A 23,919-nucleotide genomic window follows, 5' to 3' on the forward strand; every position below is an offset into this window, starting at 1 on the left:
GATTTTCTACCGCTTTATCGGCCCATTGGATGCCATCGAGTAACAAAGTCAGAAAAGTCACCTCCGAGAACTATCCTGCAGAAATGGGTTCCATGGCAGACACCAGATGGACACCGTTCTTTTCCAACTGGTGCTTGTAGTTCACGGCATCGTAGCGATTTCGGGCAAAGCGGTCGAGCTTCCAGACCAGAACAATGTCAAACAGCTTCTTGTCGCTGTCTTTTATCATCTGCTGGAACTCCGGGCGATTGTCCGTCTTGGCAGAGATGGCACGGTCAATATAGTGCTTGACGATGGTGATGCCATTCTTTTCCGCATAGGCCGTACACTCGCGAATCTGGCCTTCGATAGATTCTTCACGCTGGCTGTCAGAAGAATAGCGGGCATAGATCACAGCGGTCATGGCAGGCACCTCACTTTACACATCATTAAACGGCGAACGGTTCTTTCAAAATGTAGTTTCGTATAATATATATACCATGTTTTACAACGGTTTGCAATGGGAAAATCAGCGAACAGCATTTAATTCTTTTCGTAAATCAGATACCCACCGACCTATGGTTTTTGCCATAAGCTGGTGGACATCTGTTGTTCTGGTTTATAATTCACTGATGGTTGCAGTAATGGGCTGCATGAGGATTCGCCTGACCGGGTTATATACTGCCAGCACCACAGCCGCCAGCACGACTACGACAATCACGGCAAGACAGCCCCACGGCACCTGCCACGCTGCACCGAAATAATGGGTGATGAGCAGGATATACAGCTTCCGATTCAGCACAAGACCCAGCGCAATGCCCACCACAAGACCGGACACCGCATAGGTGCCAGCTTCGGCAGAGATCATGCGTTTCAGCTGTGCATCATCCATCCCGATGGCACGCAGGATGCCATACTGCTTCATTCGTGCCGACACGCTCATGGAAATGCTGTTGACGATGTTCAGAATGGTGATTCCTGCAATCACGATGAGAAACGCATAGACCACCAGATGGAACGCCCAGTAGGTGCTTTGTATCATCCGATTTCCTTCGATTCGGTTGGAAAAAACAACCTGCTTGTTTAACGTGTCGCTCAGCAGGGTGTGTATTTGTGCAATAGCTGCGTCTGCTGTGGTATCTTTTAGTTGAATATCGATCACCGCATAGCGGTTTTGCCCGGTCAGCTGATGGAAGGTTTCTTCGGTGCAGATAACAATCGGGGAATCGGTACTACTGAACGGGCTGTCGTTCAATACACCCACGACTGTGAGCTTTGCATCCTCCATCTGAATGGTATCACCCACGGTCAGGGAGTTGCTTTTGTCGAATACCGTCAGCACAGGGTATGTGCCATCCTCCGGCTCCTGCGGAAGGGTTCCGCCAATCAGGTCTTTTTTCGCCCAGCCAAACTGTATAGTATCGTATGAAATCAGGTCGATGGACCCCTGTTTTCCCTGATATTCCGCCGGGAGCGGGCAATACATCCGCCCGAATGCGTGTTTGACTTCCGGCAGAGCTTCCAGCTGCTCCACCAGCACCGGGTCAAGGACATTTTGCCCGGATGTTTCAGCCACCGATAAGTCCGGTGTGTAGGGCTGCAACGGATTCAGCGCAAATCCAACCCATCGAAGCAAAACCGAAAAGCTCAAAAACAGGAGAATGCTTAACGCAAAGGAACCTGTCATCAGAAGCAAGTTCTTTTTGGACGAGGTTGCATGGCTCACGCCCAAAGAAAGCTCTGCACGACTTCCAAACAACCGAGCATGACACGAAGAATCCGCTGCATTTTCTACCGCATTCCCAGTTGCTGCTGTGATCGGAGAAGCTTTTGCCGCCCGCCGTGCCGGAGAAGATGCCGCGAACCAAACCGTGATAAGTCCCAGCGCGGAACCACAGATAATACCGACCGGGCTGATGCCAAGCACTGGTAAAGAACTGAACTCCTCGCCGATAAATCTACGCAGAAAGGAACACAATCCCCATGTGGAAACGATTCCCAGCACACATCCTGCTGGAACAGCAGTTTTACACCAGAAAAGGGCTTCCAGCCGGACAAGCATCCGAACCTGATTTTTTCCTGCCCCAAGACAACGCAGCATTCCATAATAGCTGGTACGCTGCGCTACATTGCTGTTGATGCTGCCTGTGATCATAAAAATTCCGGCAAGGACGACCATGCCAGCCAACACAGCCGCTACCGCATATAAGCCTACAATATAATCGTTGTTGCTGCTTGCGTTCAACGCCATCAGGTAAGTATTTTCGGAGATTTTTTCTTCTGAAATTCCGTACTTGTTTTCGATGTTCACAATGGACTGTCGCAAATTGGTACCTGGCTTGAACTGGATGAAATACTGTGTTTCAAAGGATTCTTCTACCTGTGCGGCAATCTGAGAAAATGTACTGCGGTTCATCACCAGCACAACAGCATCATACTGGTTCGCATCGGAGGTATCCTCATTGAAACCTGCGACAGTAAGCGAAATGGTCTGTCCATCCGGGAGCGTCAGCGGAATCGCTGTACCGACCGTAACATCCAGCCAATCCCGAATGTTTGCTGTCACGAGCACTTCGCCATCCGCCGGGGCAGTGCTACACTGCATTCCCGGAAAGATTTGAAGGATCGCATCATCTGCTCCTACCAGTGCGGCACGTTTATCTCCGGCAAAGTAGTTTTCCTTAAGGGAAGCGTTGATGTCGCTATACGCCGAAAATGCAGCAACATCCTCCTGTGCGGCAAGCTCTGCGGCTGTTTCAGGGGAGATGTCCTTTACCATGATATGCCAGTTTCCGTTTTTGTTCAGCTGGTTTGAGGTTTCCATCCGAATCGCCATATCTGCCATACTGAACACCGCCGTGACCAGAAACACCGCAAGGACGATGCACAAAATCGTCATGCGGTTCTGCCGTCTGCGCACCTTGGCAGAAATCGGGATCAGGCTCAGATAGCTTTTCATTTCTGTGCTACTCATTCCCGGCACCTCCCAAAATCGGTCAGGCAGCCGTCCGATACCTGCAACACCCGGTCTGCCGTCTGCGCAATGCTGCGGTTGTGGGTGATCATCAGAATGGTCTGCTCGTATTTCCGGGATGTTTCTTTTAGCAGGGCAATGACCTCGCTGGTGTTCTGGGTGTCCAGATTGCCGGTCGGCTCATCCGCCAAAATCAGGGAAGGGCGGGTCATCAGGGCGCGGCCAATGGCTACCCGTTGCTGCTGCCCACCGGAAAGCTGACTTGGCAGATGCTTCCGACGGTCTTTCAGATTCAGCACGGTCAGCAGTTCTTCCAGATATGCCCTGTCCGGCTTTTGGTAGTCCAGCAGCACCGGGAACAGGATATTCTGTTCTACGGTCAGTTCCGGGATGAGGTTGAATGCCTGAAAGATAAAACCGATATTGCGGCGGCGGAAGATCGTCAGCTCCCGGTCTTTCATGGCAAAAACATCCTTGCCATCAATCAGCACCTTGCCGGAAGTCGGCGTATCCAGTCCGCCAATCAGGTTGAGCAGGGTGCTTTTGCCGGAGCCGGATTCGCCAACGACCGCCACATATTCGCCTTTTGGCACTGAAAAGCTAACATCTTTCAGCGCATGGACAGCGGTTTCTCCGCTGCCGTAGGTCTTGCAGAGATGGTTGACTTCTAATAGTTCCATAGTGTATCCCTCACTTTGCAGGTTCCTTCGATTCAGACGGATGATCTCTGTCTGTGCAGAAAAGGATAACACGTCAACCTTACTGCAAGCCTACACGCAGCCTACAATTTTGTAGGAATCGGAAAATTCAGCGTAAAGGTCGTGCCCTTTCCCAGCTCGCTGTCTACTTCAATGGTGCCGTGATGGGCTTCCACAACGGCTTTTGCCAGCGGCAGACCCAGCCCGATGCCCTGTGTATCCTGTGAAAAGCGGCTGCGATAAAACCGTTTGAAGATATGGTACAAATCTTCCGGGTGGATGCCGCTGCCGTTGTCGCGCACTTTGATCTGAACCATGGACGGCAGTGCATTCCACTCTACCTGAATCGTATCTCCGCTCTTTGTGTGGTCAAGGGCATTCTTTACAAGATTGTCCACAGCTTCCTGCATCCAGTCACGGTCGCACCAAAGTGTAACCGCCTCTGAGCCGGACAGAACGAGCTTTTTCTGTTCCTGCTTGGCACGATAGTGATACTGCCGCGCGATGTCCTGCACCATTTCAGCAACATTTTCGTTTTTCTTCTCCAAGACGACCGAACCGGCATCCAGCCGGGTGATTTTGAGCAGATTCTGCACCAGCGTTTCGATGCGGTCCAACTCCTGTTCGGACAGGTCTGCAAACTCTTTGACCTCCGACGGCGAAACAACTTCGTCCTGAAGCAGACCGTTGTAGATATTCAACGCCGCCAGCGGTGTTTTGAGCTGGTGCGAAATATCTGCAATGGTATTTTTCAAAAAACGCTTCTCCCGTTGCTCGTTGTCTGCGTGTGCGCTCAGAACTGCCGCCAATGCATTAACGGAGTGAAACAGACGGTAAAATTCTCCCTCCCGGTCGCAGTCCAGTCGTGCATCCGGGTTGCCATCCAGACAGCTTTGGATTTGCTGGACTGCCTGTTCCAGAAGCGCGCTCTGCCTTTGGAAATAGCGAAAAAGCACGCCCCAGAGACAGCCGCCCAGAAGCAGAAAAACCAACAGTAATGCGAAAGAGAATGCGTGCGTCGTATGCCATACGATGCCCTGCGTGAGAGCCAATGCCACCGCCCAGACCGCCAGCACGGCTTGGAACAAATTTCGGGTCTCCCGGTTTGCGAATACTTTCATACGGCACCTTTACCCATTCCATTTATAGCCCATGCCGCGGACAGTCAGCAACATCTGCGGTTTGCCGGGGTCGTCCTCAATCTTCATCCGCAGCCGCCGGATGTACACTGTTAAGGCACTGCTGTCAATGTAATCCCCATCGCAGTCCCACAGTGCATCCAGAATTTGTTCCTTGGATAGCACGGCATTCGGATGCTGCATAAAGAAGCAGAGCAGTTTGTACTCTGCGCCGGTCAGTTCCAGCAATACTCCGTTTTTGTATGCCTGCCCCTGCAACAGCCGGACGGTGATGCTACCCGATTCCAGTACGGGTTCTCCTGCGCTGGACGCATTTGCACGGCGAAGCAGTGCATTGACCCGCGACAACAGGACACCCAGCTTAAACGGCTTGGTCAGGTAATCATCCCCGCCCAGTTCCAGTCCCATGATGATATTCATTTCCTCATCCGAAGCAGTCAGGAACAGAATCGGCACGTTGGATGTGCGCCGCACCTTCTGGCAAAAATCGAAGCCAGAGCCATCCGGCAGGGAAACATCCAGCACCAGCAGGTCATATTTTCTGTCTGACCACAGCACCTCGGCTTCTGCCAGCGTCCGGGCTGTATCCAGTGCAAAGCCCTGTTTCTTGAATGCAAAGGTCAGCCCACTGATCAGGCTCAGATCATCTTCCAAAAGGAACAGTTTTCTCATGATTCCCTCTCTTTTCCGCGTTTTGTGTGTCCTACAGGTTCAAAAGCATTATAAGTTTTTTCTGCGAACATTACAATGTGCGAAACGGAAATTGTTTCTTGCCGGGTGTTAAATATAAGTCCTACTATCACTGCTTTACTGCAATAAAATTTGCAAAACCATCTTGACGTGCCCTGCGATCCGTGATACCCTCTATCGCAAATCCCACCGAGCTTGTCGGGGCAAAGCCCCTCCATCTTGCTGCGCAAGACCGCTCTGCCGCTTAAAAGCCCCACTGGGGCTTTCATTGCTACGCAAACGCGGTCCAGCCCAAAACCCTGCTCATGGTTCGCACCTGACGGTGCGAACAGCAACGGCGTGTCGTGCTTACATAACTTCACCGAGGAGTTATCGAACAGACAGGAGGTACAATGACCAAAACGAATGTTCAACCGACCCCTAGCAATTCCCAGCACCACGACACGCCGAACAACAAAACAAGAATAGAGTAGACCGTTCTTCTTTTACACATCCCTCAAATAATTTTTCTGAATCTGCTTGACGAATATTACGGTTAGTGATATATTTATTACGGTAACCGTAATAAGGAGGTCAAACCATGCGAGATAATACAAAAGGTGGTGCGCTTACAGAAGTCACCTTTTATATTTTGCTCTCTCTTTATACGCCAAAACACGGATACGCCGTCATGCAATTTATTGAAGAAAAAACAGGCGGACGGCTTTCCCTAGGCGCAGGCACTTTATATGGAGCATTAAACTCTTTGCAGGACAAGAAGTGGATTGAACCTTATGGAGATAGTGAGGGAAGAAAAAAAGAATACCACATTACATCACAGGGAAAAGAAATTGCAGAAAAAGAGCTTGCAAGACTAAACGAACTTGTATGCGTCGCAAGTGAAATTATTGGAGAGGTACAGTATGAGTAAAAAATGCTATCGCTTCTTTGGTGGATTGCTAAATGCACAGGCAAACTGGTTAAATCAAATGTCTCAAAAAGGCTATCGACTTGTCCGGACAGGAAGAATGCTCTATGAATTCGAAAAATGTAATCCCGACGAAGTGACCTATTGTGTAGAGTTTATCGGAGAAAAATCAAAAGATAACGCAACAGACTATGCTAACTTTTTGGAGGATATGGGTTACAAGGTGTTTTTCAAGAATATCAATCTAAACTATTCTGTCGGAAAAGTTCGATTGCGTCCATGGGCGGAAATGGGCGGTTATATTGCAACAAACGCAACAACTTTTAACCGAGAACTATTGATTGTAGAAAAAGCAAACGACGGAAAGCCTTTTGAACTTCATACCTCTTATGCCGATAAAGAAAAATACTACCGCACTTTGCGTAACCCATGGCTATTCCTGCTGCTTCTATTTGCACTGTTTGCCATTATTAAGCATTCTATTGCCTTGGGTATTTTTTCATTGGTTTCAGCAATTCCCAGCATTCTGTACCAGCTCCAAATTATAAATGTCCGACAAAAAGCCAAAACGTGGGAAAAATAAATAACAATCAAGAGGGTGACAACAAAAGCTGTCGCCCTCTTGATTGTTATTTATAGGAATACAAAAAGATTGCTCTGCAGTCTTTGAGGAGCAGCATCGTGCAGAGCTGACAGCGTACCGGACAGCAGCAGCCTATTTTAAGGCAAACAACATCACCAAGCTGCCCAGCCCGAAAAAGCTGGAAGCCGAGTACGCGCAGCTGGCATCCGAAAAGGCAAAGTTCTACGAGCAGTACAAGGAAGCTAAAGAGGAACTGCTCAAACTGAAAACCGCAAAGCAGAATGTTGCGTCCTTTTTCCGGGAGGAAGAACAGACGCAGCAGGAGAGATAAAGGAGTGTGCGTATGATCAACCTGAAAATCGATCCGGAGTTCCAGTCCCAGATTCCGCCGTTGACTGATGATGAATTTAAGCAGCTTGAAGAAAACATCTTGAAAGAAGGCAAGCTGATTTCTCCTTTGATCGTGTGGAACAACACACTTGTTGACGGACACAATCGTTATGCAATCCTCCAAAAGCATCCAGAGATTTATTTCTCCACCATGCCGCTCCCGTTTGAAAGCCGGGAAGAAGTTCTCGCTTGGATTTGCAAAAATCAGCTGGGACGGCGCAACCTCACACCGGAGCAGAAGAAGTTCCTCATTGGAAAACAGTACAGTATGGAGCATCGAAAGCCCGGTGGAAACGGCAACAACCAGCACACGGCTGCTGCCAAGAAAACCGCCCCGGAGGAATTGTGTCAAATTGACACAATTCCTCCCACCTCTGCGGAAGCGAGCATCCGCAAGCAGATTGCAGAGCGGAACAATGTCAGCGAATCCTACGTTGCCCGTTCTGAAAAGTTCATGCACGGCGTAGAGATCATGGAACAGATGGTGCCCGGTATACAGGAAAAAATCCTGTCCGGGCAGTTCAAAGTCCGTGATGCCGATATGCACCGCCTTGCCAAAGCTGATTTTCCGAACCACAAGCAGATCGTGCACGAGATTCTGCATCCGGAGGGCCGCCCCGCTCCGCAGTCGAGCTACTCACACTACTCTGGAATCAACTACTCCGCGCTGGAAGTCGCTGTCCGGCGGATTCAGCAGGACTTTGATTTTTTGATGAGATACTTGCCTAAGCTGCCGGACGATTCCTACGCCAAAACTGAAACGCTAAAAATCCTCAAGCAGCACAAGGCGTATATGGCACAGTTTGAAGAAATGCTGAACGATAAAGAAATCGCATAACGATAGGCACTTGTAAGCCATCAACGAGCCACCAACCGCAAGTGCAGGGCGGAAAGCATCCGCGCCCTTGCGCCTGATAGAAACTAGAACTTTGATTTTCTCGCCCGACTTTGCTGCGGTGGGACGATCAAAGGAGCGTGCGTTTGAACAAAAAGAAAAAGTCCACAAATACTTCCTCTTATCCCGATGAAGTCATTGACCGTCTGGCGCGGGCATTCTACCCGGCCATCCTTGCCTGCTGGAACAGCGAGGAAGGCCAGAGGGAGTTTGCCGCGTGGCAGGCGGAGCAGGCTCATCACGCAAACAAAAAAGAAATCCAGGAAGTTCCCGCTGGGGAACTCCCTGGTATACATATCGCTATTGTCTGTGGTCTTTGGCAGGGTGCGTCCGGGTGGGCGCACCCTGTTTTTGTTTTATGCAGCAAGGTTATAACCTACAAGATTTTTTTCTATAACTCCAAGCATATATAACTTTTGGATTCCCTCGATAATTTCTTGTTCAGTAAACCTCTTTGCCTTTTCCTCAGACCAATTCTTAAATCCGGAAACAATTCCTTCTGCTGTTAAGCCTCCTGAATTTTCAATTAGAAAACAAATTGTTGCCAAACATTCTAGTTCATGATCAGTTTCAATAGAGTTTACAAAATCACAAGACTTTATGATCCAAGGGAGCAATGCTTGTAAAGTATTATTTACCGACTCACTCGTAAGTTTATTAAATAGAATTTTCTCAGCTTCTTTTGTAGAAGATGTTCCATGAAACTGCTGAAATTCACGAATTCCCTTACTAACTATATCAATGGAATGATCATAAGGACCGTATTTATGAGGAACAAAACGAAAATATTTTTTTGAGGAAAACAAATCCATGAAATACGCCGCTTTTTGCAAACGAAGACTGTTAAACTTTTTTAAATGCCCCTTTAATTCCATTAACACGAGTGCTGATGTGCTCAGTTTTGGCTCCTGCGTTGGCGTTGTGGCAAAGTTTCGAGAAGGCTCATAAATATAAATCGCTACCTGTTTGGCTATGTCCTCTAGTTTTTTTGCCAAAACTTGCTTAACGTCATTCCAAATAAGACCACCATTACCACTTCCCAACGGTGGAATAGCTATACTCTTTATGTTGAGTTCTTTTATTAGTAAAACAAGCGCATCCAACCCGTCCTCAATATATTCCATTCGTGATTTTTCACGCCATTTATCTTTGGTCGGGAAATTAATGATGATTTTTTCACTTTCCTTATAAATATGAAGTTTTCCGGGACGTAGTGTACCATTTTTACACGCCTTAACATAGTCTTTGTTGTTGTTTGGAAATTTAAGTTTAAATTGATAGGCGATTCCCTTTCCCATATAACCTTCACAGTTTACTGTGTTGACAAGAGCTTCCGCATCGGACTGGAGCAAATCTCCTGTTGTATAGAAAAACACTTGAATCACCTCCCAATTTAATTATCGACTTATGGGAAACATACTAGGCATAACCTGTATCCTATCCTTAATAGCTACGGCATTTTCCATTTTTAAAATCTTTTCTTTTGCCCTTTCACTATAAAGATAAATATATGCAAAATCTGATACCGGAACACATCCCTTCACAACACATTCTGCCATACATGCTTTCCGGATCTCTGCATTTTTATAATCGCGATGCTCTCTATCGTCTAATATATTCCATCGAACCTTCTTGAAACCTTCTCCATAAGAATAAAGATCTGGAGCATCACTATCCAATGGATGTGATGGAATTATTTGATAATTATTATGTTCACAAATACTTCTCCAAACAGCGATGATTGCCATATTTTCTGATCCATACTTTTCGCACACTGCACCATCAAATGGATTTTTTGCAAAAAAATGAAATAAGACATATTGTGAAAGAGCTTCCTTATATCGCTCACGTTTACTTAAGATTTCTGGATCGGCAATATCAGTAAAGTGTATGTCGTGGTTTTGTAATATGCATTTTCGAGAGAGCAGACCAAACTTTAAAATCGAAGGAAGATTATCTATAGATGTTATATGATAGATTAGTTTTCCCATGCTTGGCGCAGTAGCCATGATTTCACCTCCGCACATCATCAAATCACGATATATTTACCCATATTGATTATATCATAAAAAGAAAGGCTTTTCAACATAGACCAGAAATTTTCTAACAAGGCGAAATTCCCAAACAAGCAAAAGGCAGGATACCACCGTCATAGTGATACCCTGCCTTTGCTCGTTTACCGTTCCGAGTAGTCCTTCCGCAGAACCTCCGATAAATAAAAAACGTACCCGAACCCTTTTTCGTAAAGAATCGGGTTCGAGTACGAACTGTATGGTGGACGGTACAGGACTCGAACCTGTGACCTCCTGCACGTCAAGCAGATGCTCTACCAGCTGAGCTAACCGTCCATGTCATATCGACTTGGATAGTTTACCACAGCTTTTTGCAAAAAGCAAGACCTTTTGTGCTTTTTTATGTGTTCTTTTTTACTTTTCCGGCGAGAGCGCCCGGCGGATGATGTCGTACAGTACCGGCTTCATGGCGTCGATGTTGTCCGGCTTGCCCTCCAGAATGCTGGAATAGCACACCGACATACACATACTGCCAAGGGCGGTGATGCGCTGATAGACCTCCCGCTCGGTGCGGCCGGCCATCTCCGGGCTGGAAAGCACGATGGCCAGCAGCTTGCGCATCAGGGGCTCGGCTTCCCTGCTGGCTTCGATCTGGTCCAGCCCGGGCCAGACGAAGTTGCGCTCCAGAAACCGCAACACCAGCACATCCTGCCGCAGCGCCTCGATGATATGGTCGATGACGAACACTACCTGCGCGGTAAAGTCGGGCAGCTCGGGGTGCTGCTCGACTGCAAGGCAGGCATCGCTCAGCAGCTGGTAGCTCACCCTGCCCAGCAGCGCCTGCATCACCGCGCCCTTATCCTGAAAATACAGATAAAACGTGCCTTTGCCCACCTTTGCCCGGCTGGTGATATCCTCCACGCTGGTCTTGGCGGTGCCCCGCTCCAGAAACAGCTCGTAGGCTGCATCCAGCAGGGCGCGGCGCTTTTCCTGTTTCTTACCTTCCACGGTGCTCATGCTCTGGGTAGATTCCTCTTTTCTCTGAATTTAGACGCAGGTATGTGCTGCGTCCGGCCTGTGCTACTTAGTTTAGCAGTCCTTTGCCGTTTGTGCAAGCCTGATTTCTTATACAATTTTTTGCAGGTGATAAAAAAACTGACTTTCAGTCACTTTTTCTGCTTGACACTCTGCCCGGGGTGGATATAATAGTGTTTGCCCGGAAGATGACCGGCGGTCAGTTTCGCGGGCTTTCCCAATCAACTTTCTATTCTGGAGGGTTCTCATGAAAAAGATCGCACAAGGCATCGTGCGTCTGCGCAAGCTGATCTTAACAGTGGCCGTGCTGCTGTTGATCCCTTCCGCGATCGGCGCCATTGCCACCCGCATCAATTATGACATCCTCACCTACCTGCCGCAGGATCTGGACTCCATGATCGGCGAGGTAGCCCTTGAGGACGATTTCCATCTGGCCTCCACCGGTATGATCACGGTAGAGGGCCTGCCAACCAATGAACTCATCGCTATGAAAAAGGAGATCGAAGCCGTGCCCGGCGTCACCCAGACCTTCTGGCTCAGCGATGTGATCGACCCCAGCATCCCCACCGCCATGCTGCCTGCCGATGTACAGCAGTTCATGTTCGGCAAAAACGATTCCACCATGCTGATCGTCCGCTTTGACGCCCCCAGCGCCAGCGACGAGACCATGGAAGCCGTCAAGCAGATCGAAAAGCTGCTGCGTAAGGACTGCTTCTTCGGCGGTATGAGCGTCATTCTGCAGGACACCAAGGCGCTGGTCAATCAGGAAATGCCCCTGTACATCCTGATCGCCGTGGGTGCCAGCCTGCTGGTGCTGTTCCTCTCGCTGGAAAGCACCCTCACCCCGCTGCTGTTCATGCTGGGTCTGCTGTTCCCCATCGCGTACAACTTCGGCACCAACATCTTTTTGGGGCAGATCAGCTACATCACCGAGGCGCTTGCCACTGTGCTGCAGCTGGGCGTTACGATGGACTTTTCTATCTTCCTACTGCACCGCTATCAGGAAGAAAAGGAGCTGCGCTCCACCAATGAGGAGGCCATGACCAGCGCTATCTGCAAGACCATGACCTCCATCTCCGCTTCCAGCCTGACCACCATTGCAGGCTTCCTTGCACTGTGCGCCATGCGTCTGACGCTGGGCCGCGATATCGGCCTTGTCATGGCTAAGGGCGTGGCACTGGGCGTCATTTGCACCGTGGTCATTCTGCCCTCCCTGATCCTTACCTTTGATAAGTGGGTGGAAAAATACAAGCACCGCACCGTTATCCCCCGGCTGACCAAGCTGAGCTACTTTGTTTCCAAGCATTCCGTGCCCATCGTGGTCGTCTTTATCCTCATCCTCATCCCCTTTGCCATTGCGCAGAACAAGACCAGCGTGTACTACACCCTGTTCGATTCCCTGCCCCAGGACCTGACCGGCATTGTGGGCACCAACAAGCTGGGCGAGGACTTCGGTATGACCACCAGCCACTTCATTTTGGTGCATGACGATCTGACCGCTACGCAGGTGTCCGACCTGTGCGACGAGTTGAAGGACGTGGATGGTATCACGCAGGTGGTAAGTCTGGACTCCATTACCGGCCCCGGCTTTGACACCGAGCTGCTGCCCGACAGCGTGATGGAGATCCTGCAGTCCGGCGGCTACAAGCTGATCCTTGCCAACAGCTCCTACAAGACCGGCACGGACGCCATCAACAGCCAGCTGGACGAAATGATCGGCCTGATCAAAAACGTAGACCCCGAGGGCGTCATCACCGGTGAAGGCGCTATGACCAAAGACCTGATCGAGGTGGCAGACGTGGACTTCAAGAACGTCAACGTCTGGTCGATCATGGCCGTTCTGGTCATCATCGCCATCTCCTTCAAGAGCATTTCCATCCCGGTGCTGCTGGTTGCCAGCATCGAAGCCGCTATCGCCATCAATATGGGCATCCCGTACTTTACCGGTACGCAGCTGCCCTTTATCGCCAGCATCGTCATCGGCACCATCCAGCTGGGCGCTACCGTGGACTACTCCATCCTGATGACCACCCGTTATCACGAGGAGCGCGCCTTTGGCCGCACCCCCAAGGAAGCTGCCCAGCAGTCGCTGGAACACTGCAGCCAGTCCATCCTGACCAGCGGCCTGACCTTCTTCGCCGCTACGGTCGGCGTGGCAGCCATCAGTAAGATGGAGCTGCTGCGGAGCATCTGCCTGCTGATCTCCCGCGGCGCGCTGATCAGTATGCTGGTCATTCTGGTGGTGCTGCCCGCCGCCCTGATGCTGTGTGACTGGCTCATCCGCCACACCACCCTGAAGTGGATGGTACCTGAATCTGCCAACGCCAAGAAGTCTGAAAAGGAGTAATGCGTTATGAAAAAATCGCTTCGTTTCGCCAGTGCGGCGCTGGCAGTTGCCCTTGCCGCCAGCTGTGCAGCCCCGGCTTTTGCCGCAGGCGGCAGCAGCTTTACCAAGTCTGAGACCGTGTACGCTGTGATGAACGCCGATGGCTCCATCCAGAGCACCACCGTCAGCGAGCACGTTTACAGCGCCTCCGGTCTGTCCAATGTGACCGACCAGAGCACCCTGACCAATATCCAGAACACCGAGAGCAGCGCCGAGTTCACACAGGACGGCGAAAAGCTGGTGTGGAACACCGACGATACCGATGTGTATTATAAAGGTGACACCGACCGCGCCCTGCCCATTCAGGCTACCGTTACCTACGCGCTGGACGGTCAGGAAGCCGCACTGGAAGATCTGATCGGCAAGAGCGGTCATCTGACCATGACTATTGCCCTGAAGAACAACGAGACCGGCACCGTGAACGTGAACGGTACTGACCGCACCATCGTTACCCCGCTGGTCACCGCTGTGGGCGTGATCTTCGGACAGGATGCCACCAACGTGGTGGCTGCCCACGGTCTGGTGGAAAGCGCCGCCAAGAGCAATGTGGCTGCCTTTGTCACCCTGCCGGGCGTGAAGGATTCCCTGTCCGGTCTGCTGCCGGACGAACTGGACACCATTGAGGACTATCTGCAGGACACCATCACGGTGGAAGCAGATGTCACCGGGCTGACCTGCCCGCAGGTGATGATGGCCTGCGCCACCAGCGCTGCGGCTCTGGGCACCGACAATGTGTTTGACCTGAGCAGCATCAACGACCTGACCGATGGCATCAACCAGCTGAACGATGCCATGAGCCAGCTGCTGGACGGCGCTTCTCAGCTGGAAGATGGTACCACCCAGTTGGCCAGCGGCGTGCTGGCACTGCTGGACGGTGCCAACACCCTGAACAATGGTGCAGCCGCACTGGACGAGGGTCTGGGGCAGCTGACCACCGGTCTGGACACCCTGAGCGCCAACAACAGCGCCCTGAACAGCGGTGCACAGCAGGTGGCTGACGGCGTGCTGGCTTCTGCCAACAAGACCCTGAAAGAGGGCGGTCTGATCGACACCGACATGACTTGGGACAACTACGCCGCCGTCATCGACAACATCCTGACCATGAACGACAAGACGCTGGCTGCCGGCCGCCGCAAGATGGTGCGCACCATCTGGGAACAGGCTCCCAGCTTCAAGGACAGCCAGCTGGATCTGGCGCTGTACCTTTCCGCTACCAAGACGAACCATGATCTGGAGGCTGCTCTGCACCTGATGCAGAACTACGATCCCTCCATGCTGTGCGGCCTGGTGCAGCTGCTGACCAGTCAGGAGGCTAAGGACACCGCCAAGGCAGAGCTGAAGTATCAGGTAGAGAACAGTCAGGATATCGCGGATGTACGTGCCCTGAAGGACAGCCTTTCCAAGATCCAGCTCTTCGTTTCCAGCGTGGGCCAGTACACCGCCGGTGTGCAGACCGCCGCAGACGGTGCCCACTCTGCCAAGGACGGCAGCGCAAAGCTGGCCGCCGGTACCAAGACCCTGTACGATGGCGTGAACACCCTGAGCGATGGCGCAAGCCAGCTGAATGACGGCACCCACCAGCTGAACGATGGTCTGAACCAGTTCAACGAGGAGGGCATCTCCAAGCTGACCGGCGCACTGGATCAGGATCAGCTGCACGGCCTCAAGACCGTGCTGGACGAGATGACCGACCGGCTGGAAAACTACACCAGCTTTGCCGGTGCACCCGAGGACGCCGAGAGCAGTGTGAAGTTTGTCTACAAGACCGCCGAGACCGTGGCCGCTGCCGACAATGTTGTGGCTGAGACCGAGACGGTGAAGGAGGGCAACATCTTCACCCGCCTGTGGCAGCGCATCGTGGACCTGTTCAAGTTCTGATAATGCCAACATCCTTCCAGAATCGTATATAGATGCACAAGGAGCGCCCCGCAGCCATTCGGCTGCGGGGCGCTCTTTGTCTCTGCGGGAATATTTCAGGATGAAAGGCATACAATAAAAAGAAAGCATCTTGATTGCATTTTGCTTTCTCTTGTGGTAAAATCAAAGAAAGAAGGAGGTGCTGGATATGGCACAGATCAGTGTACGCGTAGATGATGCCGTGAAGCATGAAGCGGAGCAGACCTTTGACGAGATCGGTCTGAGCATGAACACGGCCATCACCATCTTTCTCAAGGCCTGCGCCCGGGAAAAACGTATTCCGTTCGAGCTGACCGCAGACCCCTTTTATTCCTCTGCCAATCAGCGTTATCTGGAAGGCATCATGCGGGATGTGCGCAGCGGCAAGGCGCATTTTGCCCCGCATGATCTCATCGAGGAAGCCTGATGCGGCTGCTGTGGGAAGATCGCGCATGGGAGGATTATCTTTATTGGCAGATGCAGGACAAAAAGACATTGAAACGCATCAACGCGCTGATCAAAGATATCGCCCGCAACGCCTTTGACGGCATCGGCAAGCCGGAACCGCTGCGCGGTACGCTCAGCGGCTGGTGGAGCCGCCGTATCGACGATGTGAACCGCATCGTTTACTACGAAGAAAACGGCATTGTGTTTATCGTTTCCTGCCGCGGACATTACGATGACACCTGACAGCAGCTGCTGTATCTTCACGATCTACCTAAAAAAGGACACCGGACAGCCCGCAGGCTGTCCGGTGTCGCTTTATCTTTTATTTACCGCTTACTGGTCCTTTTCCACCATCATCTTGCTGGCTTTATAGATATCGCCGCAGCCGAGGGTGATGACCAGATCGCCGGGCTGGGCGTTCTGCTTTACCCAGTCGGCGGCTTCCTGCAGGCTGTTCACCAGCACGGAGCCGGGGATCTGTGCTGCCAGCTTTGCGCTGGTAATGGTGGGGTCGTTGGGCTCGCGGCTGCCCATGATGGGGGTCAGCACCGTGATGTCCGGGATCTTGAGCACATCCACAAAGTCGTTGAACAGCATCTTGGTGCGGCTGTATGTAAACGGCTGGTGGACGGCGATCAGGCGCTTGTAGCCCATCTCCTTGGCGGTGTTCAGGGTGGCGCGCAGCTCGGTGGGGTGGTGGGCGTAGTCGTCGATGACCAGCGCACCGTTGCACTCACCGTACACCTCAAAGCGGCGGCCTGCGCCCTTGAAGTTCAGGGCAGCCTCGGCGCACTGCTCTGCGCTCAGGCCCACAAAGCGGCACACGGCGCACATGGCCAGTGCATTATAAATATTGTGGCGGCCGGGCACGGACAGGCGGATGCGGGTGGTGTCGGTCGTATTCCACTCCTTCAGGTCGAACTCGAAGAAGCCGGGCTTATACTCGTTGACATTGACAGCGCGGTAATCGGCGTGGTTGTCGATGGCAAAGGTGCGCACCCGGCGGTCCAGTGTGTACATCACGTCCATGGTGTTCTTGTCATCGGCGTTGGCAAAGATCATGAACTGGGTCATCAGGGCAAAGCGCTTGAAGGCGAACTTCAGCTCACCCATGCTGCCGTAGTAGTCCAGATGGTCGTTGTCGATGTTCAGCACCACGGACAGGTAGGGGGTCAGCTTCAGGAAGGTTTCGGCAAACTCGCAGGCCTCGATAACGATATCATCGCCCTTGCCGGCCTTGCCGTAGCCGTTGATGAGGGGCAGCTTACCGCCGATGACGGCAGAGGGGTCGCGCCCTGCCAGTTCCAGCGCAGTGGTGATCATGGAGGTGGTAGTGGTCTTGCCGTGGGTGCCGGACACGCAGATGCTCTGCTTGTACAGACGGCTCACATAGCCCAGCAGCACGCTGCGCTCCACGGTGGGGATGCCGTAGGAGGCGGCTGCGTTCAGCTCCACGTTGTCCTTGGAGATGGCGGCAGAGTACACCACCATGTCCGCACCGACAACGTTATCCGCATTGTGGCCAAGGCTGACCTTTACGCCCATCTCCCGCTCGTAGCGGATGATGCTGCCGTCCAGCACATCGCTGCCGGACAGCTCGTAGCCCTTGGCGGCAAGGATCTGGATCAGCGGGTACATTCCGCTGCCGCCGCAGCCGATAAAATGGATCTTCTTTACATGGTCCAGCAGATGCTGGCTATAATCCGAGTACATGAACATAGTAAGGCTCTCCTCCAAATATTAACGGCTGCAGCGCAGACCGATTCCTTCCAAATATGGGGACACACCCTTATTATATAATTTTTGCAGCATAAAATAAACAGGTAAGGCCGAATTTTCGGAAAGAACCATAAATCTTTTGTGGATTTTGTGATATGTGTACAACAAAATCCCGGCAGTATTACTTTTTTGCCCGCCGCCGCAGGATCTCGTCCAGAATGGCATCGGCCACGTCTGCCTTGCTCATCAAAGGCAGCTCCCGGGTGCCGTCCGGGGTGATGAAGGTGACCACGTTGGTGTCTACGCCAAAGCCTGCACCGGCCACCTTAAGGTTGTTGGCCACCACCATGTCCAGATTTTTCTTGGCAAGCTTTGCGGAAGAGTTTTCCACAAGATCCCGGGTCTCCATGGAAAAGCCGCACAGGAACTGGTGGGTCTTGCGGGGGCCGATGGTGCCAAGGATGTCCTCGGTGCGCTCCACCGGGATGGAGAGGTCGCCTTCCTTCTTTTTGATCTTGTCGTCCGCCACGGTGGCGGGGCGGTAGTCCGCCACGGCAGCTGCCATGATGAGCACATCGGTGGCGTCAAAGCGGCTGGTCACCGCCTCGTACATCTGCCGGGCACTTGTCACCGGCACATCGGTGGTGAATTTGACCGGCGGCAGCGCGGTCTGCCCGTGGATCAGGGTCACCTCTGCGCCCCGCATGGCGGCGGCGCGGGCAAGGGCGTAGCCCATCTTGCCGGTGGAGTGGTTGGTCAGGTAGCGCACCGGGTCCAGCGCTTCCTGCGTGGGGCCGGCGGTCACCGCAATGCGCAGCCCTGCCAGATCCTTCGGGCGGGCAATGGTGTGCAGGATGTACTCCAGCAGCACTTCCTCCTTGGGCAGGCGTCCGCTGCCCACATCCTTGCAGGCCAGCACGCCGCTTTCCGAGGGGATGACGGTAAAGCCGTACCGCTCCAGCGTGGCAAGGTTATCCTGCGTGATGGGGTTTTCCAGCATGCCGGTGTTCATGGCGGGGGACACAAGCTTTGGACACTTGGCAGCCAGCACCACGGTGGTAAGCATATCGTCTGCAATGCCGTGGGCCATTTTGGCAATGACGTTGGCGGTGGCGGGGGCGACTAAGATCACATCTGCCTTTTTTGCCAGCGAGATGTGGGTGACCTCAAACTTGAAATCCCGGTCAAAGGTGTCCACCATGCACTTGTGGCCGGTCAGGGTCTCAAAGGTGAGAGGGGTGATGAACTGGGTGGCGTTTTTGGTCATGATGACCTCCACATCCGCCCCCAGCTTGCGCAGTGCACTGGCCACATTGGCCATCTTATAGGCGGCAATGCCGCCGCTCACGCCCAGCAGGACGCACTTGCCGTTCAGATCCATGGTTCGTTTACCTCCCGGAAAAACAGTTCTTTTCCACATATCTTACCTTAGTATAATGCAAAACTTCCACCAGCACAACAAAATCTTTGCCGGGAACTTGTATCCGGAGCAAAAATGCGGTAAAATACGCTTGACAAAGAGCAAACCGGTTCTTTTCTTTTACTTTGAAAAGGAAAACAGAATTATGATCTTAGCCATTGATATAGGCAACACCACCGTCGCCCTTGGGGGCATCCGGGACGGACGTGTATGCTTTGTGGCGCGCATGGACACGGTGCGCACCCGCACGGCTGCGGAATATCGTGCCGAAATGGATAAAATTTTTGCGCACCGCCGCCACCCGGAGCGCCCCATGCGCTTTGAGGGTGCGGTGCTTACCAGCGTAGTGCCCCAGATCACCGGGGCACTGGCGGAGTGTGCCCGTCACTACACCGGCAAAAAGCCGGTCATTGTTTCGCCGGACATCCGCACCGGGCTGACCATGGGGGTGGACGAGCCCCGCGCCGTGGGCAAGGACCGGCTGGTGGATGCCGCCTACGCGGCGGCAAACTTTCCGCTGCCGGTCGTCACGGTAGACCTTGGCACCGCCACCACCTTTAATGTGGTGGATAAAGACCGGGTGTTCCGGGGCGGCGTGATCTGTCCCGGCCTTTCCACCGGGCTGCGCGCATTGGGCGAGCGCTGCGCCCAGCTGCCGCAGGTGCATCTGGGCTCCCCGAAAAAAGCCATCGGCACCAATACCGAAAGCTGTATGCTGTCCGGCTCGGTGCTGGGCACCGCCGTGCTCATTGACGGCATGGTGCAGCGCATCGAAGAGGAGCTGGGCAGCCCGGCTACGCTGGTGGTCACCGGCGGGCTGGCAAAATACGTCACCCCGCTGTGCCGCCACCCCCTGGCCTATGACCCGGAGCTGCTGATGAAGGGGCTGGCATTGCTGTACCAGCTGAACGCCCCGCAGGAGCACGGCCGCAGCCATGGCGGCGGCAGACACTACGGTCAACAGGGACGCCCCCGGGCAAAGCACCCGCACCCCAACCGCCGCACCCGCCGCGAGCCGGAGACGCTGGTAGGCTGAGGGGACAAGAGGATAAGGGAGAGCATTATGAAACTGGGCATTCTTGGCACGGGTAAGATCGTGCAGGAATTTTTGCCATGGCTTGTGGAGCACACGCCGTTTACTGTGCAGGCGGTGTGCAGCACCCCACGCTCGGCGGCAAAAGCCGCAGAGCTGTGTGCGCAATATCAGATCCCACAGCACACCACCAATTATTTTGAGCTGCTGCAATGGGTAGACGTGGTCTACATCGCCGTGCCCAATTTGCAGCACGCCCGCTACGCCCGGGTGGCGCTGGAGGCGGGCAAGCACGTCATTGTGGAAAAGCCCATGGCGGTGACCGCCGCCGAGACCGAGGAACTGGCAGCGCTGGCACAGCGCAAGCGGCTGTTCCTCTTTGAGGCGATGACCACCCAGTACCAGCCCAACTACGCAAAGCTCCGGGAGCTGCTGCCCCGGGTGGGCACGGTGCGTATGGTGCAGTGCAGCTTCAGCCAGTATTCCAGCCGGTACGACGCCTTTTGCGCCGGGCAGACCCCGCCGGTGTTCGACCCGCTGTGCGCGGGCGGCGCACTGATGGATTTGGGCGTGTACAACGTCAGCTACATCGTGGGTCTGTTCGGTGAGCCCAACAAGGCAGTGTATGCCGCCAACATGGAGCGCAACATCGACACCAGCGGTGTGCTGATGATGGATTACAGCGGCTTCAAGGCGGTAAGCCTTGCCGCCAAGGACTGCGCAGCCCCTGCCCGCTGCATCATTCAGGGCACAAAGGGCTACATTTTGCAAAAATCCACCCCGAACTACTGCGGCGGCGTGACCTTCCATCCCAACGAGGGCAAGGAGGAGCACTACAACCTGAACGGGGATCGTCCCCGGCAGGCGGCAGAGTTCGAGACCTTTTACCGCGCCATGACCACCGGAGATCAGGAGCTGTGCGCCCGGATGCTGGACACCAGCATCGCGGTGAGCCGGGTGCTCACGGTGGCGCGCCGCAGCGCCGGGGTGCGCTTCCCCGGTGACAGATTTTAACGCATTTTTCTCTGGAACACGCCCTGACAACCACGCGCTTCCAAAGATTTGAATATTCACCTTAAACCCGCACAGAGCGGGCAGGTTTGCGCCGTATCCGACAAAAAGGGCGGAACGGCAGCAGGAGGAAAACTGAATTATGAAGAATACCAATACGAAGACTCTGACTCGTGTGGCCCTGCTGGTGGCCATTGAAGTGGTGATGAAGCTTGTCGGTCTGGGCAGTGTGCCCATGGGCCCGCTGTACATGAGCTTCCTCACCCTTCCCATCGCCGTGGGCGCTATCACCATGGGTCCCGCCGTGGGTGCCCTGCTGGGCGGCGTGTTCGGCGCTGTGAGCTTCTACGATGCCATCACCGGCGCATCTGCCATGACCGGCGCACTGTTTCAGGTCAGCCCGCTGAACACCTTTATCCTGTGCGTGGGTATGCGTGTGCTCATGGGTCTGTGCTGCGGCCTGATCTTCAAGGGCCTGCAGAAGCTGGATAAGTCCCGCACCTGGAGCTACATCGTCAGCGCCATGACCGCACCCGCCCTGAACACCCTGTTCTTCATGGGCTACATCGTGCTGGCCTTCTACGGCTGCGATTACGTGCAGAAGCTGGTGTCCGTCAAGGGCGCTGCCAACCCCTTCATGTTCGTAGTGCTGCTGGTTGGCGTGCAGGGCGTAGCCGAGTTTCTGGTGTCCGGCATTCTGGGCGGCATCGTTGCCCGCGCCGTGGCAAAGTTCCTGAAGTAAGACCGGCTGCGCACCATGTCAGGGCGGCGCATCCGTGTTTAGAATAGAAAAATGAATGCTCCTCCGGCAACCCGCCGGGGGAGTTTTTTGTTGGTAGACTTAGAAAGAACCCCCTCAGGCTCACTGCGTTCGCCAGATTCCCTCTTTTGTCACCGCAGGTGACAAAAGAGGGAATCTGGCATCGCCGCAGGCGATGACGGAAGGGGTGCCCCGCAACGCGGAGCGCATTCAAAATTGTCCCCCTCACGCATTTTCATCTTCCTGCATAGGATGGCGCACAGCGGAAAAGGGGAGATGACGGCATGAGACAGACAAAGCGGTTTGCGGTGGTGGGCAGCGATGCCCGGCAGGCGGCGGCAGGGCGTGCACTGGCGCGGGCAGGGTATACGGTGGGCGGCGTGCAGCAGCTGCCGCAGGCAGACTGCATCCTGCTGCCGCTCCCGCTGGAACAGGCTGATTTGCCGCTGGCGCAGCTGCTGGGTACGGCAAAGCCCGGTGCGCTGGCGCTGGGCGGTAAGGTGACGGAGAGCGCGTTGTCCATCGCCCGGGCGGCGGGGGTGGAGCTGGTGGATTATTTTGCCCGCCCGGAGCTGACTGTGTATAACGCCATCCCCACCGCCGAGGGCTGCATCGGCATTTTGCTGGAGCGGCGCAGCCGCACCCTGTGGGGCGCGGCGGTGCTGGTGCTGGGCTTTGGCCCGGTGGGGCGGGCGCTGGCGGTGCGTCTGGCGGCGCTGGGTGCGCGGGTGACCGTGGCGGCACGCCGCCCGGTGCAGCGGGCAATGGCAGAGGAGCTGGGTCTGCGGGCGGTGCCGCTGACAGAGCTTGTCGCAGAAGCTGCCGCCTTTGATACGGTGGTCAACACCATCCCCGCGCCGGTGCTGACGGCACAGGTGCTGGCGGCGCTGCCAAAGAAAAGTCTGATCGTAGATCTGGCTTCCAAGCCCGGCGGCACAGACTTTGCCGCAGCCCGGCGGCTGGGACACACAGCGCTGCACGCGCTGAGCCTGCCGACGGTCTGGGCACCGGAAACGGCAGGGGAGGCGCTGGCACGCACGGTGCAAGCCATTTTGCAGGAGCGGGAGGGAACGGTATGACCATAGAGAAAAAGGGCTGTCTTGCGTTTGCGGTGTGCGGCAGCTTTTGTACGCTGGAGGATGCCTTGGGTGCGGCGCAGGCACTGACGGCACAGGGCTGGACGCTGCTGCCCATTATGAGCTTTGCTGCGCAGCAGGATACCCGATTCGGCACCGGGGAAAGCTGGCGGCAGCGCCTGCAGGCCGTTGCCGGGCAACCGGTGCTGGACACCCTGCAGGCGGTGGAGCCGCTGGGACCCCGGCGGCTGGTGCAGGCGCTGGTGGTCGCCCCCTGCACCGGCGCAACGCTGGCGCGGCTGGCGGCAGGGCTTTCGGATACGCCGGTGACCCTTGCTGCCAAAAGCCTGCTGCGGGTGGGCAGCCCGGTGGTGCTGGCAGTCTCCACCAACGACGGCCTTGGCGCTTCCGGCGAAAACATGGCGCGGCTGTGCCAGCGTAAGCACTATTATTTTGTGCCCTACGGGCAGGATGACCCCTTTGCCAAGCCCCAGAGCCTGAAGGCAGATCTTGCCCTGCTGCCCGCCGCCGTGGACGCTGCTTTGCGGGGTGAGCAGCTGCAGCCGGTGCTGCTGGGACAAAGGATGAAGATGTAGCTTTTGGTTGGCAGAAAAAGGCTTCCCCCGGTCGGGGGAAGCTGTCACCGCAGGTGACTGATGAGGGCGCAGACAGGCCGCTGCTTGCGGGAAATTACCCCTCATCCGGCGCTGCGCGCCACCTTCCCCCCAAGGGGTGAAGGCTATTTGCGCTTGGTGGGGCTGTGGAAGCTGATTCCTGTGAAGGAATGCGTAAATCCCTTTTCAGAGGGGAAAAAATGTGGTATACTCCAAATGATGCCTTACTGGCATAAAACTGACAAGCGGAGTATA

23 protein-coding genes, 1 tRNA gene and 1 pseudogene are annotated in these 23,919 nt (G+C 54.2%); 14 read left to right on the forward strand and 11 right to left on the reverse strand.

What is annotated here, in order from left to right; genetic code table 11:
- Positions 1-73 precede the first annotated feature (73 nt).
- From WMO20_RS11835 to WMO20_RS11855, 5 genes and pseudogenes are all read right to left on the reverse strand, one after another.
- Positions 74-403 (reverse strand): annotated as a pseudogene (locus WMO20_RS11835) (recombinase family protein); the annotation flags it as partial.
- Positions 404-598: 195 nt separating this feature from the next.
- The gene (locus tag WMO20_RS11840; protein WP_349186979.1) at positions 599-2,953 is read right to left on the reverse strand and encodes an ABC transporter permease; all 2,355 of its coding nucleotides are present in this window, start codon (positions 2,951-2,953) and stop codon (positions 599-601) included.
- The gene (locus WMO20_RS11845) at positions 2,950-3,633 is read right to left on the reverse strand and encodes an ABC transporter ATP-binding protein (protein ID WP_005942816.1); all 684 of its coding nucleotides are present in this window, start codon (positions 3,631-3,633) and stop codon (positions 2,950-2,952) included. The genes WMO20_RS11840 and WMO20_RS11845 overlap by 4 nt, the downstream gene beginning before the upstream one ends.
- A gap of 101 nt (positions 3,634-3,734) precedes the next feature.
- Positions 3,735-4,772, reverse strand: a complete 1,038-nt coding sequence (locus tag WMO20_RS11850; RefSeq protein ID WP_349186980.1) for a sensor histidine kinase — start codon at positions 4,770-4,772, stop codon at positions 3,735-3,737.
- A gap of 9 nt (positions 4,773-4,781) precedes the next feature.
- Complete coding sequence (locus WMO20_RS11855) at positions 4,782-5,462, reverse strand: response regulator transcription factor (protein ID WP_112146629.1); 681 nt, start codon at positions 5,460-5,462, stop codon at positions 4,782-4,784.
- Between the two features lie 598 nt (positions 5,463-6,060).
- Between WMO20_RS11855 and WMO20_RS11860 the strand changes: the two genes are divergently transcribed.
- The 5 genes from WMO20_RS11860 to WMO20_RS11880 all read left to right on the forward strand — a co-directional run bounded on the left by WMO20_RS11860 (position 6,061) and on the right by WMO20_RS11880 (position 8,668).
- Positions 6,061-6,390 (forward strand): PadR family transcriptional regulator, encoded by a 330-nt coding sequence (locus WMO20_RS11860; protein WP_349186981.1) that lies wholly within the window; start codon positions 6,061-6,063, stop codon positions 6,388-6,390.
- Positions 6,383-6,970, forward strand: a complete 588-nt coding sequence (locus tag WMO20_RS11865; RefSeq protein WP_349186982.1) for a DUF2812 domain-containing protein — start codon at positions 6,383-6,385, stop codon at positions 6,968-6,970. Before WMO20_RS11860 ends, WMO20_RS11865 begins: the two co-directional genes overlap by 8 nt.
- A gap of 43 nt (positions 6,971-7,013) precedes the next feature.
- Positions 7,014-7,301: a hypothetical protein gene (locus WMO20_RS11870; RefSeq protein WP_349186983.1), complete on the forward strand. Its 288-nt coding sequence runs from the start codon at positions 7,014-7,016 to the stop codon at positions 7,299-7,301.
- A 12-nt stretch (positions 7,302-7,313) separates the two neighbouring features.
- Positions 7,314-8,198, forward strand: a complete 885-nt coding sequence (locus WMO20_RS11875; RefSeq protein ID WP_349186984.1) for a ParB N-terminal domain-containing protein — start codon at positions 7,314-7,316, stop codon at positions 8,196-8,198.
- Between the two features lie 137 nt (positions 8,199-8,335).
- Positions 8,336-8,668, forward strand: a complete 333-nt coding sequence (locus WMO20_RS11880; protein WP_349186985.1) for a transposase — start codon at positions 8,336-8,338, stop codon at positions 8,666-8,668.
- On the opposite strand, the gene darG is transcribed toward WMO20_RS11880, so the two are convergent.
- The 4 genes from darG to WMO20_RS11900 form a co-directional block, all read right to left on the reverse strand.
- Positions 8,612-9,631, reverse strand: a complete 1,020-nt coding sequence (darG, locus tag WMO20_RS11885) for a type II toxin-antitoxin system antitoxin DNA ADP-ribosyl glycohydrolase DarG (protein WP_349186986.1) — start codon at positions 9,629-9,631, stop codon at positions 8,612-8,614. The two genes, WMO20_RS11880 and darG, sit on opposite strands and share 57 nt — an antisense overlap.
- A 21-nt stretch (positions 9,632-9,652) precedes the next feature.
- Positions 9,653-10,264, reverse strand: coding sequence for a DarT ssDNA thymidine ADP-ribosyltransferase family protein (locus tag WMO20_RS11890; protein WP_349186987.1), 612 nt, complete (start codon positions 10,262-10,264; stop codon positions 9,653-9,655).
- Between the two features lie 263 nt (positions 10,265-10,527).
- A tRNA-Val gene (locus WMO20_RS11895) sits at positions 10,528-10,603 on the reverse strand.
- A 78-nt stretch (positions 10,604-10,681) separates the two neighbouring features.
- Positions 10,682-11,284: a TetR/AcrR family transcriptional regulator gene (locus tag WMO20_RS11900; protein WP_015537362.1), complete on the reverse strand. Its 603-nt coding sequence runs from the start codon at positions 11,282-11,284 to the stop codon at positions 10,682-10,684.
- Between the two features lie 265 nt (positions 11,285-11,549).
- Between WMO20_RS11900 and WMO20_RS11905 the strand changes: the two genes are divergently transcribed.
- The 4 genes from WMO20_RS11905 to WMO20_RS11920 all read left to right on the forward strand — a co-directional run bounded on the left by WMO20_RS11905 (position 11,550) and on the right by WMO20_RS11920 (position 16,274).
- Complete coding sequence (locus WMO20_RS11905; protein WP_349186988.1) at positions 11,550-13,649, forward strand: efflux RND transporter permease subunit; 2,100 nt, start codon at positions 11,550-11,552, stop codon at positions 13,647-13,649.
- Positions 13,650-13,655: 6 nt separating this feature from the next.
- Positions 13,656-15,566: a hypothetical protein gene (locus WMO20_RS11910; RefSeq protein ID WP_349186989.1), complete on the forward strand. Its 1,911-nt coding sequence runs from the start codon at positions 13,656-13,658 to the stop codon at positions 15,564-15,566.
- 187 nt (positions 15,567-15,753) lie between these two features.
- Complete coding sequence (locus tag WMO20_RS11915; RefSeq protein ID WP_112090901.1) at positions 15,754-16,011, forward strand: type II toxin-antitoxin system RelB/DinJ family antitoxin; 258 nt, start codon at positions 15,754-15,756, stop codon at positions 16,009-16,011.
- Positions 16,011-16,274: a Txe/YoeB family addiction module toxin gene (locus WMO20_RS11920; RefSeq protein ID WP_097778442.1), complete on the forward strand. Its 264-nt coding sequence runs from the start codon at positions 16,011-16,013 to the stop codon at positions 16,272-16,274. Before WMO20_RS11915 ends, WMO20_RS11920 begins: the two co-directional genes overlap by 1 nt.
- Positions 16,275-16,364: 90 nt before the next feature.
- On the opposite strand, the gene murC is transcribed toward WMO20_RS11920, so the two are convergent.
- The gene (murC, locus tag WMO20_RS11925; RefSeq protein WP_097783039.1) at positions 16,365-17,750 is read right to left on the reverse strand and encodes a UDP-N-acetylmuramate--L-alanine ligase; all 1,386 of its coding nucleotides are present in this window, start codon (positions 17,748-17,750) and stop codon (positions 16,365-16,367) included.
- 181 nt (positions 17,751-17,931) lie between these two features.
- Complete coding sequence (gene coaBC / locus WMO20_RS11930) at positions 17,932-19,131, reverse strand: bifunctional phosphopantothenoylcysteine decarboxylase/phosphopantothenate--cysteine ligase CoaBC (protein WP_256266912.1); 1,200 nt, start codon at positions 19,129-19,131, stop codon at positions 17,932-17,934.
- Between the two features lie 184 nt (positions 19,132-19,315).
- Here coaBC and WMO20_RS11935 point away from each other — a divergent pair, with 184 nt between their 5' ends.
- The 5 genes from WMO20_RS11935 (at position 19,316) to WMO20_RS11955 (ending at position 23,646) form a co-directional block, all read left to right on the forward strand.
- Positions 19,316-20,206, forward strand: coding sequence for a type III pantothenate kinase (locus WMO20_RS11935; RefSeq protein WP_349186990.1), 891 nt, complete (start codon positions 19,316-19,318; stop codon positions 20,204-20,206).
- 27 nt (positions 20,207-20,233) lie between these two features.
- The gene (locus WMO20_RS11940) at positions 20,234-21,217 is read left to right on the forward strand and encodes a Gfo/Idh/MocA family protein (protein ID WP_349150857.1); all 984 of its coding nucleotides are present in this window, start codon (positions 20,234-20,236) and stop codon (positions 21,215-21,217) included.
- Positions 21,218-21,356: 139 nt separating this feature from the next.
- Complete coding sequence (locus WMO20_RS11945) at positions 21,357-21,956, forward strand: ECF transporter S component (protein ID WP_256266915.1); 600 nt, start codon at positions 21,357-21,359, stop codon at positions 21,954-21,956.
- A gap of 302 nt (positions 21,957-22,258) precedes the next feature.
- Positions 22,259-23,053 (forward strand): NAD(P)-dependent oxidoreductase, encoded by a 795-nt coding sequence (locus tag WMO20_RS11950; protein WP_316540164.1) that lies wholly within the window; start codon positions 22,259-22,261, stop codon positions 23,051-23,053.
- Positions 23,050-23,646 carry a dipicolinate synthase subunit B gene (locus WMO20_RS11955; RefSeq protein ID WP_349186991.1) on the forward strand — a complete coding sequence of 199 codons (597 nt, stop codon included), beginning with the start codon at positions 23,050-23,052 and terminating at the stop codon, positions 23,644-23,646. The genes WMO20_RS11950 and WMO20_RS11955 overlap by 4 nt, the downstream gene beginning before the upstream one ends.
- Positions 23,647-23,919 lie beyond the last annotated feature (273 nt).

This window comes from Faecalibacterium intestinale (assembly GCF_040096575.1).
GTDB lineage: Bacteria > Bacillota > Clostridia > Oscillospirales > Ruminococcaceae > Faecalibacterium > Faecalibacterium intestinale.